This window comes from Silicimonas algicola, assembly GCF_003970735.1.
Lineage (GTDB): Bacteria > Pseudomonadota > Alphaproteobacteria > Rhodobacterales > Rhodobacteraceae > Silicimonas > Silicimonas algicola.
Map to the genome: position 1 here is coordinate 2,415,943 of NZ_CP034588.1, position 17,399 is coordinate 2,433,341.

At 69.0% G+C, this 17,399-nt stretch carries 13 protein-coding genes; 10 read left to right on the forward strand and 3 right to left on the reverse strand.

Annotation, left to right across the window (positions count from 1 at the left end; all coding sequences use genetic code 11):
* Window positions 1–175 precede the first annotated feature (175 nt).
* Entirely contained in the window at window positions 176–667 is a 492-nt protein-coding gene (locus EF888_RS11995) for a flavin reductase family protein (RefSeq protein ID WP_109758367.1), read from the forward strand.
* A 4-nt stretch (window positions 668–671) separates the two neighbouring features.
* Here EF888_RS11995 and dnaE read toward each other — a convergent pair whose 3' ends face one another.
* Complete coding sequence (gene dnaE / locus EF888_RS12000; protein WP_109758366.1) at window positions 672–4,190, reverse strand: DNA polymerase III subunit alpha; 3,519 nt, start codon at window positions 4,188–4,190, stop codon at window positions 672–674.
* 110 nt (window positions 4,191–4,300) lie between these two features.
* Between dnaE and EF888_RS12005 the strand changes: the two genes are divergently transcribed.
* The 5 genes from EF888_RS12005 to selD all read left to right on the forward strand — a co-directional run bounded on the left by EF888_RS12005 (window position 4,301) and on the right by selD (window position 11,496).
* On the forward strand, window positions 4,301–5,065 hold the full coding sequence (locus EF888_RS12005; RefSeq protein ID WP_109758365.1) for a sulfite exporter TauE/SafE family protein: 765 nt from the start codon (window positions 4,301–4,303) through the stop codon (window positions 5,063–5,065).
* Window positions 5,066–5,145: 80 nt separating this feature from the next.
* Window positions 5,146–5,796 (forward strand): ABC transporter ATP-binding protein, encoded by a 651-nt coding sequence (locus tag EF888_RS12010; protein ID WP_109758364.1) that lies wholly within the window; start codon window positions 5,146–5,148, stop codon window positions 5,794–5,796.
* Between the two features lie 79 nt (window positions 5,797–5,875).
* Window positions 5,876–8,278, forward strand: a complete 2,403-nt coding sequence (locus EF888_RS12015; protein ID WP_109758363.1) for an ABC transporter permease — start codon at window positions 5,876–5,878, stop codon at window positions 8,276–8,278.
* Entirely contained in the window at window positions 8,268–9,320 is a 1,053-nt protein-coding gene (locus tag EF888_RS12020) for a lipocalin-like domain-containing protein (protein WP_109758362.1), read from the forward strand. Before EF888_RS12015 ends, EF888_RS12020 begins: the two co-directional genes overlap by 11 nt.
* Window positions 9,321–9,339: 19 nt before the next feature.
* A complete protein-coding gene (gene selD, locus EF888_RS12025; RefSeq protein WP_109758361.1) occupies window positions 9,340–11,496 on the forward strand; it encodes a selenide, water dikinase SelD in 2,157 nt (718 codons plus the stop codon).
* Here the strand turns inward: selD and mnmH are convergent.
* The gene (gene mnmH / locus EF888_RS12030) at window positions 11,493–12,536 is read right to left on the reverse strand and encodes a tRNA 2-selenouridine(34) synthase MnmH (protein ID WP_109758360.1); all 1,044 of its coding nucleotides are present in this window, start codon (window positions 12,534–12,536) and stop codon (window positions 11,493–11,495) included. The genes selD and mnmH overlap by 4 nt on opposite strands.
* A gap of 77 nt (window positions 12,537–12,613) precedes the next feature.
* Between mnmH and iolG the strand changes: the two genes are divergently transcribed.
* The 4 genes from iolG to EF888_RS12050 all read left to right on the forward strand — a co-directional run bounded on the left by iolG (window position 12,614) and on the right by EF888_RS12050 (window position 16,044).
* A complete protein-coding gene (gene iolG / locus EF888_RS12035; protein ID WP_338143027.1) occupies window positions 12,614–13,714 on the forward strand; it encodes an inositol 2-dehydrogenase in 1,101 nt (366 codons plus the stop codon).
* Between the two features lie 85 nt (window positions 13,715–13,799).
* Window positions 13,800–14,042, forward strand: coding sequence for a hypothetical protein (locus tag EF888_RS12040; RefSeq protein WP_109758359.1), 243 nt, complete (start codon window positions 13,800–13,802; stop codon window positions 14,040–14,042).
* Entirely contained in the window at window positions 14,039–15,016 is a 978-nt protein-coding gene (locus EF888_RS12045; RefSeq protein ID WP_109758358.1) for a beta/alpha barrel domain-containing protein, read from the forward strand. Before EF888_RS12040 ends, EF888_RS12045 begins: the two co-directional genes overlap by 4 nt.
* Window positions 15,017–15,030: 14 nt before the next feature.
* Window positions 15,031–16,044, forward strand: coding sequence for a carbohydrate kinase family protein (locus EF888_RS12050; RefSeq protein ID WP_109758357.1), 1,014 nt, complete (start codon window positions 15,031–15,033; stop codon window positions 16,042–16,044).
* A gap of 93 nt (window positions 16,045–16,137) precedes the next feature.
* Here the strand turns inward: EF888_RS12050 and tyrS are convergent, their stop codons facing one another.
* On the reverse strand, window positions 16,138–17,391 hold the full coding sequence (gene tyrS / locus EF888_RS12055; RefSeq protein WP_109758356.1) for a tyrosine--tRNA ligase: 1,254 nt from the start codon (window positions 17,389–17,391) through the stop codon (window positions 16,138–16,140).
* Window positions 17,392–17,399: the final 8 nt, after the last annotated feature.

A 17,399-nucleotide genomic window follows, 5' to 3' on the forward strand; every position in this document is an offset into this window, starting at 1 on the left:
AGACCTTGATCAAATACGACCGAACGCGGGTTGGCTTCCGAAACATTGCCGGAACGGGTTGTCCGGATGCGACAATCGCCGCTTTTCGTGCCTTCGCGGACGCGGCCGCAGTCAATCCGCTACTTCCCGCGCCTTCCGACTTTACTCTTGGGAACCGAGCCCCAATGTCCGCTACATGATCCGTTTCGTTCCCGGCCCCGACTCGCAGACCGACTTCCGTGAGGCGCTTGGCGCCTTCGCGACCGGGGTGACCGTCGTCACATGCCGGTCGTCGCACGGCCCGCTCGGGATCACGGCGAACAGCTTCTCCTCGGTGTCGCTCGATCCGCCGCTCGTCCTCTGGTGCCCGGCGAAATCCTCGTCCCGCTTCGACGCCTTCGTTCGGGCCAAGCGCTTCGCGATCCACGTCCTGCGCCGCGACCAGCAGCCCCTCTGCCGCCGCTTCGCCTCCGAAGGGCTGGCCTTCGAAGGTCTCGACTGGCGCGAGGATGCGGCGGGCGTGCCAGAGCTTGACGGCTGCCTCGCCCGCTTCGAATGCGCGTCCGAGGCGGTTCACGACGCGGGCGACCACGCCATCGTCGTCGGGCTCGTGCTCGCCGTGACGCGACAGCGGGGCGAACCCCTGATCTTCGCAGGCGGACGCTACGGCGGCGTCGACCTCGACTGAGGCGTCAGGCCAGTTCCTCGACCGCCACGACGCCCGGCAGGGATTTCAGCGCCCCCTTGATCTGAGGCGACACGGGCCAGCCGTCGCCGATGTCCACCGGCACGTCCTGCGGCGCCCCGCCAAGCGGAACCGCAAGCGCCGTGATCCGCACCGGCCCCCGCGCCCGGATCGAGCCATCCTCGCGGAAGCGCCCGAGGACCGACTGGATCAGCACGGCGGCGTCAGGCGTGTCGATCATCACGTTGAGTCCCGCGGCCATGCCATCGGCGACCAGTCCCTCGATCGGGGTCACGCCACGCGCAATGGGGTCGAACTGACCTTCGTTGAAGCGGGCCTCAAGCGTCATCACGACCTGGTGGGTCTGCTCGAACACGCGGCGGATGGTGTCGAAGTCGTCCGGGAAAAGCGCCATGCCGGACACCTGCCCAGTGGGGTCCGAGATGTTCATGCGGAAGAAGCGCGTGCCGCGCCCCGATTTCCGCTCCTGAAGCCCCGAGACGATGACACCCACGCGGGCGACCGCCGCGCCGTCGCGCTCGGCCTTCGCCTGAAGCTCGGCCAGCGTCAACATCCCCTTCCGCTTCAGCGCGACCGCATAGTCGTCGAGGGGGTGGCCGGACAGGTAGAAGCCGATCGCCGCCTGTTCCTGCGCCAGCCTCTCGTTCGGCAGCCAGTCGTCTATGGGCGACAGACGCGGCTCGGGCAGGTCGTCGCCCGCCTCGCCGAAAAGCGAGACCTGCGCGCTGCCCTTCTGTTCGTGGATCGCCGCTGAATAGGCGGTCAGCGCGTCGAGCGACGAGAAGATGCGCCGCCGGTTCGGATCGAGCTCGTCGAAGGCCCCAGCGCGGGCCAGCATTTCGAGCGGCCGCTTGCCGATTCGCTTCAGGTCGACGCGTCGGGCAAGGTCATAAAGCGTCGAGAAGGGTCGCCCGCCCCGCCCCTCGACGATCAGCCGCATCGCGTCGAGCCCCACGTTCTTCAGCGCGCCAAGGGCATAGACCAGCTTGCCGTCGCGGACCGAGAAGGAGGCTTCCGACCGGTTCACGCAAGGGGGCACGATGGCGATGTCGAGGCCCCGGCGAACCTCCTCGGCATAGACGGACAGTTTTTCGGTCTGGTGGAGATCGCAGTTCATCACGCCTGCCATGAACTCGACCGGGTGGTTCGCCTTCAGCCAGGCCGTCTGGTAGCTGACGACGGCATAGGCGGCGGCGTGCGACTTGTTGAAGCCGTAGTTGGCGAACTTGTCGAGAAGGTTCCAGACCTCCAGCGCCTTGCGGTCGTCGACCCCGTGGGTCTTGGCGCCCGCGATGAACTTCGGCCGCTCCTTGTCCATCTCGGACTGAAGCTTCTTGCCCATGGCGCGGCGCAGAAGGTCGGCGCCGCCGAGCGAATAACCCGCCATCTCCTGCGCGATCTGCATCACCTGTTCCTGATAGACGATGATGCCCTGCGTCTCGTCCAGGATATGGTCGATGGAGGGGTGCAGACGCTCGCGCTCGGCGCGGCCGTTCTTCACGTCGCAGTATTGCGGGATGTTCTCCATCGGACCGGGCCGGTAGAGCGCCACAAGCGCCACGATGTCCTCGATGCAGGTGGGCTTCATGCGCCGGAGCGCATCCATCATGCCCGAGCTTTCGACCTGGAACACCGCGACCGTGCGGGCCTTGGCGTAAAGCTCGTAGGTCTTCTCGTCCTCGAGAGGGATAAGCCCGATGTCGTTCTCGGTGCCCGCCTCCGGCTCGTAAAGCCGGGTGCCGTCCGCCGCCTCGTGCAGCCTGCGCCCCGAGGCAAGGATCAGCTCGATGGCGTTCTGGATCACGGTCAGGGTCTTGAGGCCGAGGAAGTCGAACTTCACCAGTCCCGCCTGTTCGACCCACTTCATGTTGAACTGCGTGGCCGGCATATCGGACCGCGGATCGCGGTAAAGCGGCACGAGTTGGTCCAGCGGCCGGTCGCCGATCACCACACCGGCGGCGTGGGTCGAAGCGTTCCGCAACAGACCCTCGACCTGCTGGCCGTAGGTGAGAAGCCGGTCGACGACCTCTTCCGACCGCGCCTCTTCACGCAGGCGCGGCTCCTCGGCCAGAGCGCGCTCGATCGACATGGGCTTCACGCCCTCGACCGGGATCAGCTTGGACAGCCGGTCGACCTGGCCGTAGGGCATCTGGAGCACGCGCCCGATGTCCCGCACCGCCGCCTTCGACAGAAGTGCTCCGAAGGTGATGATCTGGCCGACCCGGTCGGCGCCGTACTTGCCCTGGACGTAGCGGATCACCTCCTCGCGCCGGTCCATGCAGAAGTCGATGTCGAAGTCCGGCATCGACACGCGCTCGGGGTTCAGGAACCGCTCGAAAAGAAGCGAATAGCGCAGGGGATCGAGGTCGGTGATGGTCAGTGCATAGGCCACCAGCGAGCCCGCGCCCGAGCCGCGGCCCGGCCCGACGGGGATCGAGTGATCCTTCGCCCACTTGATGAAGTCCGCCACGATCAGGAAGTAACCGGGGAACCCCATGCCCTCGATGATGCCCAGCTCGAACTCGAGCCGCGCGTCGTAGTCCGCGCGCGGGGCGGCGGGCTCGATCACCGCAAGACGCGCCTCGAGCCCCTGCTTCGCCTGACGCCGCAACTCCTCGACCTCGTCGTCGGCGAAGCGCGGCAGGATCGGCTCGTGGGTCTCGACGGCGAAGGCGCAGCGGCGCGCGATCTCGACGGTATTCTCCAGCGCCTCGGGCAGGTCGGCGAAGAGGGCCGCCATCTCGTGCGCGGACTTGAAGTAGTGCTGCTGGGTCAGCCTGCGGCGTGGCGCCTGCTGATCGACGTAGGCGCCTTCGGCGATGCAGATCAACGCGTCATGCGCCTCGTACATCTTCGCATCGGGGAAAAAGACGTCGTTCGTGGCGACGAGCGGCAGCTCCATCGCGTATGCCATCTCGATGGCAGGGCGTTCCGTCAGGCGCTCGGCCTCGGGCAACTGCCCGCCTTCGCCGGGGTGGCGCTGCAGCTCGATATAGAACCGCGTCGGGTAGATTTCCGACAGGCGCCGCGCCAATGCCTCGGCACGGGCCGCGTGTCCCGCCTGCAGAAGCCGTCCGACCGGCCCGTCCGCACCGCCCGACAGGCAGATGAGCCCCTCGGCATTCGCGGCGAGGTCCTCGAGGGTGACATGCGGTGCGTCGGCATCGCGCAGATAGAGGCAGGAATTCAGCGTCATCAGGCTCTGGTAGCCCGCCTTGTTCTGCGCCAGCAGGACCATCGGCGCGGGCGGCACCGGCTTGTCGCCCGGCGCAGGCCGCTCGTAGGCGACCGAGATCTGGCAGCCCACGATCGGCTGGATGCCCTGCCCCATCGCCGAGACGGAAAACTCGAGCGCCGCGAACATGTTGTTCGTGTCCGTGACCGCGACGGCGGGCATCCCGGCCTTCTGGCAGAGACCCGGCAGCTTCTTCAGCCGCACGGCCCCTTCCAGCAGAGAATACTCGGTGTGGACGCGCAGGTGAATGAATCGGGGGGCGTTCGTCATGGGCGGCAGACTAGCGCCGGGACGCAGGGGGCGGAAGGCACCGATGCCCGTTGTGGGGGATCGAGCGCAAGCGTAGCGTCACCGGTCGTATCCCCCGCGCGAGTCGCATCTTGGACACCGTTCTGCTGTTTGCCGTCGTGGGCTTCTGCGCCCAACTCATCGACGCCTCCCTCGGCATGGGCTTCGGCCTCATCTCCTCCTCCATCCTCCTTGCGGGCGGCGTGTCGCCGCCGCTGATCTCGGCCGCCGTGAACGCGGCCAAGCTGCCGACAGGCCTCGTGTCGGCGCTCTCGCACATGCGCTTCGGCAACATCGACCGCCACGTTCTAACGCGGCTGACGGTGTCTGGCGTGGCGACCGGCGTCCTCGGCGCCCTCCTCCTGTCGCACCTCAAGAGCCCGGCGGTCGTGATCCTCGTCTCGGTCTTCCTGATGATGATGGGCATCCTGATCTTCGTCCGGGGCATCCTCGGGCGGACGCCCTCGGTCGTCGCCTTCGCGCCCGCCTGGGCCATCGGCGGGGCGGGCGGTCTGATCGAGGGCATCGGCGGAAGCTGGGGCCCGATCGTGACCACGGGCCTTCTCGGCGCGGGCTACCCACCGCGCAAGGCCGTGGGCTCGTCCTGCGCCGCCGAGCTTGCCGTATCGGCGGCGGTCTTCGCGACGCTCATGATCACGTTCAGCCGCGGCCACTGGGGCGATGACGGCGGTCTTCATACGGTGCTGGGCCCGGTCGTCGGCCTGATCGCCGGAGGCCTGCCCGCCGCGGCCGTGGGCGGCTACATGGCCTCGCGCATCCCGCGCCGGCCGATGAGCCTCGCGGTCGGCTGCCTGGCCTTCGGAATCGGGCTCTGGAGGATGCTCGAAGCGGTCTGACGCAAGGGCGTCCGCGCCACAGCGTCTCACCTGCCGTCCTTCCCCTGTCCTTCGCGCGAATGCAGGCTAACCTCCGCCACATGCTTCTTGCCGTTCGCGATCTCGTCAAACGCTTCCCAGGGGCCGAGCGCCCCGTGCTCGACGGGATCTCTCTCGACGTCGAGGGGGGCGAGATCGTGGCGCTCACGGGTGAAAGCGGCTCGGGCAAGTCGACCCTTCTTCATGTCGTGGCCGGGCTCGAGCCCGCCGACATCGGCCATGTGCTGATCGACGGCCAGGACCTGACCGAAATGGACGACAGGGGTCGCGCCGCCCTGAGACGCAGCGACATCGGCATCGTTTTCCAGCAGTTCAACCTGATCCCCTCGCTGTCCGTGGCTCGCAACCTGGCCTTCCAGGCGCGCCTCGCCGGGCGGGCCGAGGAGGCGCAGCTTGACGCTCTCGCCCTTCGGCTGGGCCTGACCGATCACCTGGCGAAATACCCCGAGGAGCTTTCCGGCGGGCAGCAGCAGCGCGTGGCCATCGGCCGCGCGGTCGCGGGCGGTCCGCGCCTTCTCATGGCCGACGAGCCGACAGGCAACCTCGACGAGGCGACGGGCGACACGGTGATGGACCTTCTCGTCTCGCTCGCCCGCACCGAGGGCACCGCCCTTCTCGTCGCCACGCATTCCCAGAGGCTCGCGGCCCGCGCCGACCGCCGCCTGCACCTCAGCCGGGGTCGCCTGGCATGACGGGACGCTTCCATCGGCCGTCAAATACGTCGGGGGGCCGCCCGCAGGGAGGCGGGGGCAGAGCCCCCTCGCCCGCCCGATGATCCGCACCGTCCTCTCGGCCCTCCTGTCGCACTGGCGTCGGCGGCCGTTCCAGCTCGTGACCCTGATCCTGGGCCTGGCCCTCGCCACCGCGCTCTGGTCGGGCGTGCAGGCGATCAACGCCGAAGCGCGGAAAAGCTATGCCGCGGCAGCCGACGTCCTCGGCGGCGGAGGCGTCTCGGCCCTGACCGCCCCCGCCGCGGCACCAATCCCGGTCGAGACTTACGTGGCCCTCCGCCGCGCTGGCTGGCTGGTCAGCCCCGTCATCGACGGCTGGATCGAGGGCGACCGGGGCCGCGTGCGGCTTCTGGGCGTCGACCCCTTTACCCTGCCCGAGGCGTCGCCCGCCGCCGGGTCGCTCGACACGGACGACCTCGCTGGCCTCGTCGCGGCGGGCGGCGACATGCTGGCCGATCCTGTCACGGCGGGGCGGCTGTCGGCCTTCGGCGACCGTGTCGTCCCGCGCGAGGGGCTGGCGTCGGGCCTCGTCCTGACAGACCTCACCGTTGCCGCGGAACTGACCGGGCAGCAAGGATACTCGCGTCTGCTGATAGACCCCGTTCAACCGTTGCGTCAGGCCCCGCTCGACGAGGCGGCGCCGGACCTCGCCCTCAGCGAGCCGCAGACCGCCGACGACCTAGGGCGCCTCACCGACAGCTTCCATCTCAACCTGACCGCCTTCGGACTTCTGTCCTTCGCGGTCGGTCTCTTCATCGTCAACGGCGCGGTCGGCCTCGCCTTCGAACAGCGCCGCTCGGTTTTCCGCACCCTGCGCGCGCTCGGCGTCCCGGCCGGCACGCTCGTCGGCCTACTCACCATCGAGCTTCTGATCTTCGCGGTGATCGCGGGCGCCATCGGCATCCTTCTCGGCTACATTATCGCCGCAAGCCTTCTGCCAGACGTCGCCGCGACACTGCGCGGCCTATACGACGCCAGCGTCGAAGGCACGCTGACGCTTTCGCCCGCCTGGTGGCTCTCCGGTCTCGTCATCGCCTGCCTCGGCACGGCGCTGGCTGCGGCGGGCGGCCTGTTGCGGGTCGCGCGCATGCCGCCCCTCGCCCCCGCGCGACCCCGCGCCTGGGCGATGGTGTCGGGCCGGGCGATCCGGTCCCAGCTTCTTCTGGCCGGGCTCTGCCTGGCGCTCGCCTGCCTCGCGCTCGTCGCGGGGGGCGGCCTCGCCGGCGGCTTCGTCCTGCTCGGCGGCGTCCTCCTCGCCGCGGCGCTTGCGCTCCCAGCGGTGCTGTCCGGCCTCGTGGCGCTGGCGGGGCGCAGCGCGCGGACGGCCCTGTCGGAGTGGTTCTGGGCCGATACCCGCCAGCAGCTTCCCGGCCTGTCGCTGGCGCTGATGGCGCTGATGCTGGCGCTCTCCGCCAACATCGGCGTCGGCACGATGGTGTCGAGCTTCCGGCAGACCTTCACCGGCTGGCTCGACCAGAGGCTCGTGAGCGACCTCTACGTCAGCGCCCGCGACGACGCCGAAGGGGGTCGGCTGCGCACGTTCCTCGAGGCCCGCGCCGAAGGCGTGCTGCCGATCTGGAACACCGAGGGCGACATCCTGGGCGCTCCGACCGAGATCTACGGCATGGCCGATCACCCGATCTATGCCCGGACATGGCCGCTTCTCGCCTCCCTCCCCGAGACATGGGCGCGGATGGGCCGGGGCGGAGGCGTCCTCGTGAACGAGCAGCTCGCGCGGCGCGAAGACCTGTCGCCCGGCGACCTGCTGGACCTGCCCGGCGGCTTTCGCGACGAAATCCTCGGCGTCTACAGCGACTACGGCAATCCGCTCGGGCAGGTGGTGATCCCGCTCCAGGTGCTGACCGACCGCTATCCCGAGGCAGAACGCACCGACTTCGGCGTCCTCGTCGGCGACGGCGGAACCGACGACCTGCGCCGTGCGCTCGAAGGCGAATTCGGTCTCCCCGCCGATGCGATGACCGACCAGGCCGCGCTGAAGGCGTTCAGCCTGTCGATCTTCGAGCGGACCTTCGCGGTCACGGGCGCGCTCAACGTGCTGACGCTCGGCGTGGCGGGCGTCGCGATCCTCACGAGCCTCCTCACGCTGGCGTCGATGCGCCTGCCCCAGCTTGCGCCTCTCTGGGCGCTTGGTCTCACGCGCGGTCGCCTCGCCCGGATAGAGTTCCTGCGCGCGCTCGTCCTCGCGGCGCTGACCTTCGTGCTGTCGGTGCCCGTGGGCCTCGGTCTGGCCTGGATCCTGCTCGCTGTCATCAACGTCGAGGCCTTCGGCTGGCGCCTGCCCATGTTCGTCTATCCCCTCCAATGGCTGTGGCTTGGGCTTCTTTCGCTCGCGGCGGCCGCACTTGCCGGTCTGTGGCCAGCAGTGCAACTGGCCCGCCGTCCGCCCGCCGACCTGATCCGGGTCTTCACGCATGAACGCTAGAGCCTTCGCCTTTGTCCTGTCGCTTCTGCCCCTGGCGGGGTTCGCGCAGGGGTTCGCGGGGCTGGGCTCCGACGCGGACGGCTATGCCCTGCCCGACCCCGCGACGCGCTTCGTCTTCCCCGAGGATCACGGACCCCACCCCGATTTCCGCATCGAATGGTGGTACGTCACCGCCACCCTTGATGGCGCGGACGGCGAGACCTATGGCGTCCAATGGACGCTCTTCCGCAATGCCCTGGCGCCCGGAGGCGACCCCGACAGGCAGGTCTGGATGGGTCATGCCGCCCTTTCGACGCCGGACGGGCACGTCTCGGCCGAGCGCCTGGCCCGAGGCGGCATCGGACAGGCGGGCGTCGAGGCCGAGCCCTTCGAGGCCTGGATCGACGAATGGCGGATGGCCGGCCCCACGCTGTCCGAGGTCACCCTGACGGCGCAGGGCGCGGACTGGGCCTACGACCTGGGGCTGGACGCGGATGGTCCCTTCGTGCCGCAGGGTGTCGAGGGCTTCAGCGTGAAGTCCGAGGCGGGACAGGCCAGCCACTATTATTTGCAGCCGTTCTACGACGTGACGGGCACCATCACGCTGCCCTCTGGCCCGGTCGAGGTCAGCGGAGAGGCCTGGCTCGACCGCGAATGGTCGTCGCAGCCGCTGACGGGATCGCAGACCGGGTGGGACTGGATTTCACTGCACCTCGACGACGGCCATCGCCTCATGGGGTATCGCCTGCGCGAGGCGGACGGCGGCGCCTATACCGTCGGCACCTGGATCGCGCCCGACGGCACGCCGGACCCGCTGGAGCCCGGCGAGCTGACGATGACGCCCCTGCGCATCGCCGAGGTCGAGGGCCGCGAGGTTCCCGTCGACTGGCAGATCACCCTGCCCGAGCGCGATCTCGACATCCGCGTCGAGGCGCTGCGCGACGACAGCTGGATGCGGACGCGCATTCCCTACTGGGAAGGTCCGGTCGCCGTGACCGGCACGCACGAGGGGCGGGGCTATCTCGAGATGAGCGGCTATGCGCCGCCTCGCCAAGACGACTGAGAGCGGCTAGGCAGGCCAGATGCACCCGCACCCGCTTCCCCTCGCGCAAGAGGTCGTCCTCGTCGGCGGCGGTCACGCGCATGCGCTGCTGCTCAAGCGGTGGGGCATGGACCCCCTGCCCGGAGCGCGTCTCACCGTCATCACGCCGGAGCCGACCGCGCCCTATACGGGAATGCTCCCCGGCTTCATCGCCGGCCACTACGCCCGCGACGACCTCGAGATCGACATCGTCCGCCTGGCGCGCTTCGCCGGCGCCCGGCTGATCTTCGGTCTCGCCTCGGGTCTCGACCTCTCCGCGAAGACAGTGGACGTCGTCGGCCGCCCGCCCGTGCGCTACGACCTTCTGTCGCTCGACATCGGCATCACCTCCGATATGCCCGACCTTCCGGGCTTCGGCGACCACGCCATCGCGGCGAAGCCCCTCGGCCCCTACGCCGACCGCTGGACACGCCACCTGGACGAAGGCGGCCCGGTGGCGGTCATCGGCGGCGGCGTCGCGGGCGTCGAACTTGCGCTCGCCATGCATCATGCGCTTTCGGGACGCGGTGCGGTGACGGTGATCGAGGCGGACAGGGCCTTGAGAGATGTCTCCGACCCTGCGCGGGAGCGGCTCCTGTCCGAACTGGCGGCAGCGCGCATCGACCTGATCGAGAACGTCCGCGTGGAGCGCATCGAGGCGGAGAGCGTCACCCTCTCGGATGGCCGAACCGTGGCGGCGGCGCTGACCGTCGGCGCGGCGGGGGCGAGGCCGCATGACTGGCTGTCGACGACTGGTCTCGACCTGACGAAGGGATACGTCACTGTCGACGCGACCCTGCGGTCGGTCACCGATCCCGCCGTCTTTGCCGTGGGCGATTGCGCCCACCTCTCGCAAAGCCCCCGCCCAAAGGCCGGCGTCTATGCCGTGCGTGCCGCGCCCGTCCTGACGCGAAACATCCGCGCGGCGCTGACCGGCGAGGCGCTGGAGCCCTTCCGGCCGCAGAAGCACTATCTGAAGCTCGTCTCTCTCGGACGGAAGGCAGCGGTCGCCGACAAGTGGAACCGGGCGATCTCGGGCGACTGGGCTTGGACATTGAAAGACCGCATCGACCGCGCCTTCATGGAAAAGCTCGGTGACCTGACGCCGATGGCTCCGCCTCCCCTGCCGGAGGAAGTTGCCAACGGCGTGGCCGAGGCGCTTGGCCCGAAGCCGCTCTGTGGCGGCTGCGGCGCGAAGGTCGGGCCCGGCGCGCTCGACCGGGCGCTGGCCGCCCTTCCCGACCTCGCGCGCGACGACATCGAGACCGGCGCTGGCGACGACGCTGCAGTCCTTCGGATCGGCGGTGTACGCCAGGTGCTGACGACGGATCACCTGCGCGCGGTCTGGGAGGATCCTTACGTCATGGCGCGCATCGTAGCACTTCATGCGCTCGGCGATGTCTGGGCCATGGGCGCGTCCCCGCAGGCGGCGCTGGCGCAGATCACCCTGCCCCGGATGGCCGAGAGGATGCAGGAAGGCTGGCTGGCCGAGATCATGTCCGCCGCGGGCGAGGTCTTCGCACAGGCAGGCGCGGCCATCGCGGGCGGGCACACGACGCTCGGACCCGAACTGTCCATCGGGTTTACGGTGACGGGCCTGCTCGACCGCTCGGCCCTGACCATTTCCGGCGCGCGCGAGGGCGACGCGCTGATCCTGTCCCGGCCCATAGGCTCGGGGACGATCCTCGCTGCCGAGATGGAACTGAAGGCCCACGGCCGAGACGTGAAGGCGGCACTCGACATCCTCTGCCGGACGCAGGGCGACGCGGCTTCGCGGCTCGCGACGGTCGCGCATGCGATGACGGACGTGACCGGCTTCGGGCTGGCTGGACATCTTTCCCGGATGGCGCGGGCCTCCGGGCTTTCGGCCGAGATCGACCTTGCCGCTGTCCCTTTCCTTCCCGGCGCGACGGCGCTGGCCGAGGCGGGCGTCCGGTCGTCGATCTGGGCCGCGAACCGTGCGGCGGTCGAGGCGACGGTCCCGTCAACGGCGCGCGGCGCGCTTCTCTTCGATCCGCAGACGGCGGGCGGCTTCCTCGCCGCCGTCCCGGAGGCGGCGGCGGAAAGCGCTGTCGCAGACCTGCGCGCCATGGGCCACGACGCGGCACGGATCGGGCGCATGACCGCGAAGGGCCACGTCACCCTCGCCGGGCGCTAGGCCTTCGCGATCCTTGCCACCTCGTCGGCGATGGCGTCGATGCCTGCCTCGTCGAGCGTCTCGGCCCTGATGACTTCGAGGACTTCCCCTTCGATCCGCTCGCGCACCTTGCGGTAGCGCGGGTCGTAGTGCAGGTCGATCAACTCGGCCGCCAGCGCCTCGTGCCCTCCCTCGCGGGCCAGGGTCTTCCAGCCTTCCACCCGCTCGCGACCCTGGAGCCTGACGAGAAGGTCCAGCCTGTCGTCCAGCGCACCTCCGTCCGCGACGAGATCGCCATAGGCGCGCGTCAGGTATTCGGCGCGCGCGGTGACGGGCGCCGAGATCTCGATCCGCGGCGCCGCCTTCATCGCCGCGAAGAGGCGCGGCGGCATGTTCAGGCGACCGACCTTGCTGCTCTCGGCCTCGATCACCACCGGACGCGCGGGGTCCAGCGCCTCGATTGCGGAGGCCAGGCGGCTTTCGAACATCTTCTGCCCCGGCTGCCCGCCCCGCTCGCCAAGGGCAGAGCCCCGATGGTTCGCAAGCCCCTCGAGGTCGATGGACTGGACGCCGCGCGAGGCGAGGCGGGTCAGCACTTCTGTCTTCGCCGTGCCCGTGTTGCCGTCGAGAAGGATCACGGGCGACGGCAGCGGATCGTCGTAGAGCCGCCGCGCGACAAGGCGTCGGTAGGTCTGGTAGCCGCCCTTGACGACGTCCGACCGCCAGCCGATCTGCGCGAGGATCGACGCGAAGGAACCCGACCTCTGCCCGCCGCGCCAGCAGTAGACCAAGGGCTGCCAGCCGCCGTCGAACCCCGAAAGTGGCCCTTCGATATGCGCAGCCGCGTTTCGAGCCACCAGCGCCGCGCCGATCTTGCGCGCCTTGAAGGGACTGTCCTGCACGTAGATTGTCCCGACCCGCGCGCGCTCTTCGTCCGACAGGACCGGCAGGCTGATCGCGCCGGGCAGGTGATCCTCGGCGAACTCGGACGGCGAGCGCACGTCGATGATCGTGTCGAAGGGTGCCGAGGCGAGGTCGGACAGGCGGGTGAGATCGAACATGACCCTTGGGGTAGACCGGATCGGCGGCGGGAGGAAGACACGCCGTGCGACGGGCGGCTGAGCGGAAATGACATGAAATGAAACCACCCGTGCAAGCCGCCTTGACGGACGCGCGGCGGCGCGGACAGAAGGGCGCGACCATCCCGACCGGGATGCCGCTTTTCAGGGAGGATTTCATGAGCGTTCGTTTCGCCATTCTCGGTGCCGGCAGGATCGGACAGGTCCACGCCCGCGCCATCTCCGAGACGCCCGGCGCCGAGCTCGTCGCCATCTACGACCCCGTCAAGAAGGCGGCAAAGTCGGTGCGCGACACCTACGGCTGCGAAATCCGCTCGGTCGAGGACTGCGTCCAGGCGAAGGACATCGACGCCGTGGCGATCTGTACGCCGACCGACCTCCACGCCGACCAGATCGAGATGTTCGCCCGCGCCGGCAAGGCCGTGTTCTGCGAAAAGCCGATCGACCTCTCGGTCGAGCGCGTGCGCTCCTGCCTCAAGGTCGTCGAGGAGACGGGCGCCACCCTGATGATCGGCTTCAACCGCCGCTTCGACCCCGACTTCCGCGCGCTTCACGACACCATCGAGGCGGGCGAGATCGGCAAGGTCGAGATGGTCACCGTCGTCTCGCGCGATCCCGGCGCCCCGCCGATCGACTACATCAAGCGGTCGGGCGGCATCTTCCGCGACATGACGATCCACGATTTCGACATCGCCCGCTGGATGCTGGGCGACGAGGTCGAGAGCGTCATCGCGCAGGCCAGTGTCCTCGTCGACAAGGAGATCGGCAAGGCCGGAGACTACGACAGCGTCAACGTGGTCCTGAAGACGAAGAAGGGCCGCCAGTGCGTCATCACGAACTCGCGCCGCGCGACCTACGGCTATGACCAGCGGATCGAGGTGCTGGGCTCCAAGGGCATGGCCTCGGCCGAGAACATCCACGAGAACCGCGTCCAGGTCGCGAACGGCAAGGGCTTCGCCCGCCGCCCTCTCGTGAACTTCTTCCTCGAGCGCTATATGCCCGCCTACAAGGCCGAGATCGCGGCCTTCGTGACGGCCGTCAACGACAAGACGACGCCGCCGACGACGGGCCACGACGGGCTGATGGCCCTTGTCCTGGCCGAGGCCGCGAACATCTCGGTCGCCGAAGGCCGCGCGGTCAAGGTGTCTGAAATCGCCTGACCCGCGACGACGGGGTGACGGCGGACATGGCCTTCGATAGCATGCCCGCCGAACCTTCGACCGTCCGCGAAAGGACCGCCCGCCGATGGATTTGCGCAACGCTTTCGAGGTCCGCCATCCCTTCTTCCGCCCGCTCTGGCGGAGGATCGTCGTGACGGTCCTGTGCGCTGTCTGGGCCGGGGTCGAATACCAGGGCGGCAACGCCACGTGGGCCGTCCTCTTCGCGGCCTGCGCGATCTACCTGGGCTACCGTTTCTTCGTGAGCTTCGATCCGGCGGACTACGAGCCGCCCGCAGCCGCTCCCCAACCCGAAAGGTCCGACAGTTGAGCCAGAAGCGTCTCGACCGCAAGCTCGCCGCGATCCGCGCCGGCGACTACACCCCCGCCGACTTCATCATTGCCGACGCCAAGGACGGCGACATGGCTTTCGGGATGCAGACCCCCGGCAAGGCGGACGACGGGCGCTGGAAGCCGCTTTCGGCCTATCGCGAGGACATGGTCAAGGTCACTCGCTCGGATCTCGTCGACATCATGCTGATGTCGCTGTCGAGCGCCGAGGCGCTGACCAACGACGGCGTCTTCGCCCGCAGCCAGGTGACGCCCGCGGTGCGCCTGAACGATGCGAGCGACATCTGGTCCGCGCGCGGCGGCCGCTACCAGGCCGAGCCCGCGCTGCCCTTCTCGACCGCGCGTCTCAGCCGGGTGCGCCCGGTGGCCGACCTCGGCCTTTACGCCATCACCTTCTACAACGACCTCGCCCGCGACGCGGCGACGCTCGAAGCCTACAACCGCTTCGTGATCGAAGCCGAGGGCGCGGGCGTCCGCCACTTCCTCGAGGTCTTCAACCCGCAGACGGACGTGAAGACGAAGGACTTCTGGGCCTTCAACAACGACGCCATCGCGCGCGCGCTGGCCGGCATGTCGCACCAGGATCGGCCGATCTTCCTCAAGGCCGCCTACAACGGTCCGCGTGCGACCGAGGAGATCGCCTCCTACGACCCCGAGAACCTGATCTTTGGCATCCTCGGCGGCGGCGCAGGCACAACCCGCGACTGCCTCGAACTGATCCGGCAGGCCGAGACCTATGGCGCGCGCGTCGCGCTCTTCGGGCGCAAGATCTATTACGCTGACGATTCCGTCCTGATGGTCCAGGCCATGCGCCGGACGCTGGAAGAGCGGCTGTCCTCCGAGGAAGGCACGAAGGCCTATCACGACGATCTCGCGAAGGCCGGGATCACGCCCAAGCGCGACCTGAAGGACGACCTCGAGGTCACCGAGACGCTTCTCAAGGACAACATGTAGGCGAGGCCGGGACCATGCGGCGACGGGGTGTCCTGACCGCGGGAACGTGGTGCCTCGACCGGAACCTGACCGTCGACCGCTGGCCGCGCGAGGATTCGGTGGCGACTGTCACGGGCCTCGAACTCTCGGGCGGCGGCAATGGCTGCAACTTCGCCTGCGACCTGCGGCGGCTCGATCCTTCCGTCCCGGTCTGGACGCGCGGCGTGGTCGGCGACGACCGCGAGGGCGACTACCTGCGTCAGGTCGCGGCGGAGCATGGGATCGGCGACGGCCTCGTCACCCTGCCAGGCATTCAGACCCAGGTGACGGACGCCTACCAGTCCCAGGCCTCGGGCCAGCGCACCCACATCCTGATCCCGGGAGCCGCCTCGCACCTCTCGCCCGACCACATCGCGGTCGAGGACTGCCCGGCACGGTTCTTCCACCTGGGGCTGCCCGGCATCCATCCCGTGATGGACGCGCCCTGGCAGGATGAGCCGAACGGCTGGGTCGCCACCCTGAAGCGCGCCCGCGCAGTCGGGATGGAGACGAACATGGAACTCGTCACCGTCGCCCCCGAGCGGCTGCGCGAGATCGTCATCCCCTGCCTGCCGCATCTCTCGACGCTCGTTGTGAACGACTTCGAGATCGGGGCGATCACCGGGATCGACACCCTGCGCGACGGCGAGACCGACCGCGCAGCCTGCGAAAAGGCGGCGCACGTCGCCTGCGGCATGGGCGCGATGGACCTCGTCGTCGTCCACTTCACACGCGGGGCGGTGCTGGTGCAGCGGAACGTCGACCGGGCGCTCTTCGTGCCATCGGTGCAGGTGCCGGAGGACGCGATCCGGGGGGCCAACGGGGCGGGCGACGCCTTCGCCGCGGGAGTCTTCCTGGGCCTCCACCGCGACGCGCCCCATGCCGACTGCCTCCGTCTCGGACACGCGGCGGCGGCCACGAGCCTGACGGGGCTCGGGACCTATTCGGCGGTCGAGGAAGCCGAGGCCTGCCTGGCCCGCGCCGATGCCTGGGGCTGGCGCGAGGCGTGAGGCGGCGAGCCGGGGCGCCGCCGTCGCCATTGTCGCTCGGACCAATGGCGCTCCAAAGGCGACCCCCGGAGTATTTTCAGGACAGAAGAAGCCTTAGCCCGCGATCTTGACCAGAGCGTGCCGCTTCTTGCCGGCCGAAAGCTTGACCGGAGATGACAGCGCGGCAGCGTCGAACATCCGCCCCGCGTCGGTCAGCGGCTCGTCGTCCACGCGCGCGCCGTTCTCGGCGATCAGGCGCTTCGCTTCCTTGCCGGAGGCCGCGAGCCCCGAGCGCACGATGAGCTGCGCGGCCGAGATGCCCTCGCCGATCTCGGCGGCGGTCAACTCCAGCGTCGGCAGGTCGTCACCGACGCCGCCCCGCTCGAAGACCTCGCGCGCGGTCGCCTCGGCGGCGGCGGCGGCCTCGGACCCGTGCAGGAGCGCCGTCACCTCGTTGGCGAGCCGGATCTTCGCCTCGTTGATCTCGGAGCCTTCGAGCGCACCCAGACGGTCGCATTCCTCGACCGGAAGCTCGGTGTAGAGCTTCAGGAACCGCCCCACATCGGCGTCGGTCGTGTTGCGCCAGAACTGCCAGAACTCGTAGGGGCTGAGCATCTCCGCCGACAGCCACACCGCGCCGCCCTGGCTCTTGCCCATCTTGCGGCCGTCCGAGGTCGTCAGAAGCGGGGTCGTAAGCCCGAAGATCTCGTGGTCGAGCACCCGGCGCGTCAGGTCGACGCCGTTCAGGATGTTGCCCCACTGGTCCGACCCGCCCATCTGCAGAAGGCAGCCGTAGCGGCGGTTCAGCTCCAGGAAGTCGTAGGCCTGGAGGATCATGTAGTTGAATTCGAGGAACGACAGCGACTGCTCGCGGTCGAGCCGGGACTTCACGCTTTCGAACGACAGCATCCGGTTCACGCTGAAGTGCCGCCCGATGTCGCGCAGGAAATCGAGGTAGTTGAGCCCGTCGAGCCACTCGGCGTTGTTCAGCATCAGCGCGCCGTTCGCCGCCTCGCCATAGTCAAGGTAGCGCGCGAAGACGGTCTGCATCGCCGCGATGTTCTCGTCGATGGCTTGCGGGGTCAGAAGCGGACGCTCCTCGGACCGGAAGGACGGATCGCCCACCTTGGTCGTGCCGCCGCCCATGAGCGTGATCGGCTTGTGCCCGGCCTTCTGGAACCACCGCAGAAGCATGATGTTCAGCAGGTGGCCGACGTGCAGCGACTTCGCCGTCGCATCATAGCCGATATAGGCCGGCACGACCCCCGCGATCAGAGCCTCGTCGAGCGACTGGATGTCCGAGCAATCGGCCAGGAAGCCGCGCTCGACGATCGTCGCCAGGAAGTCGGATTTGGGGTGATAGGTCATGTCGTTCC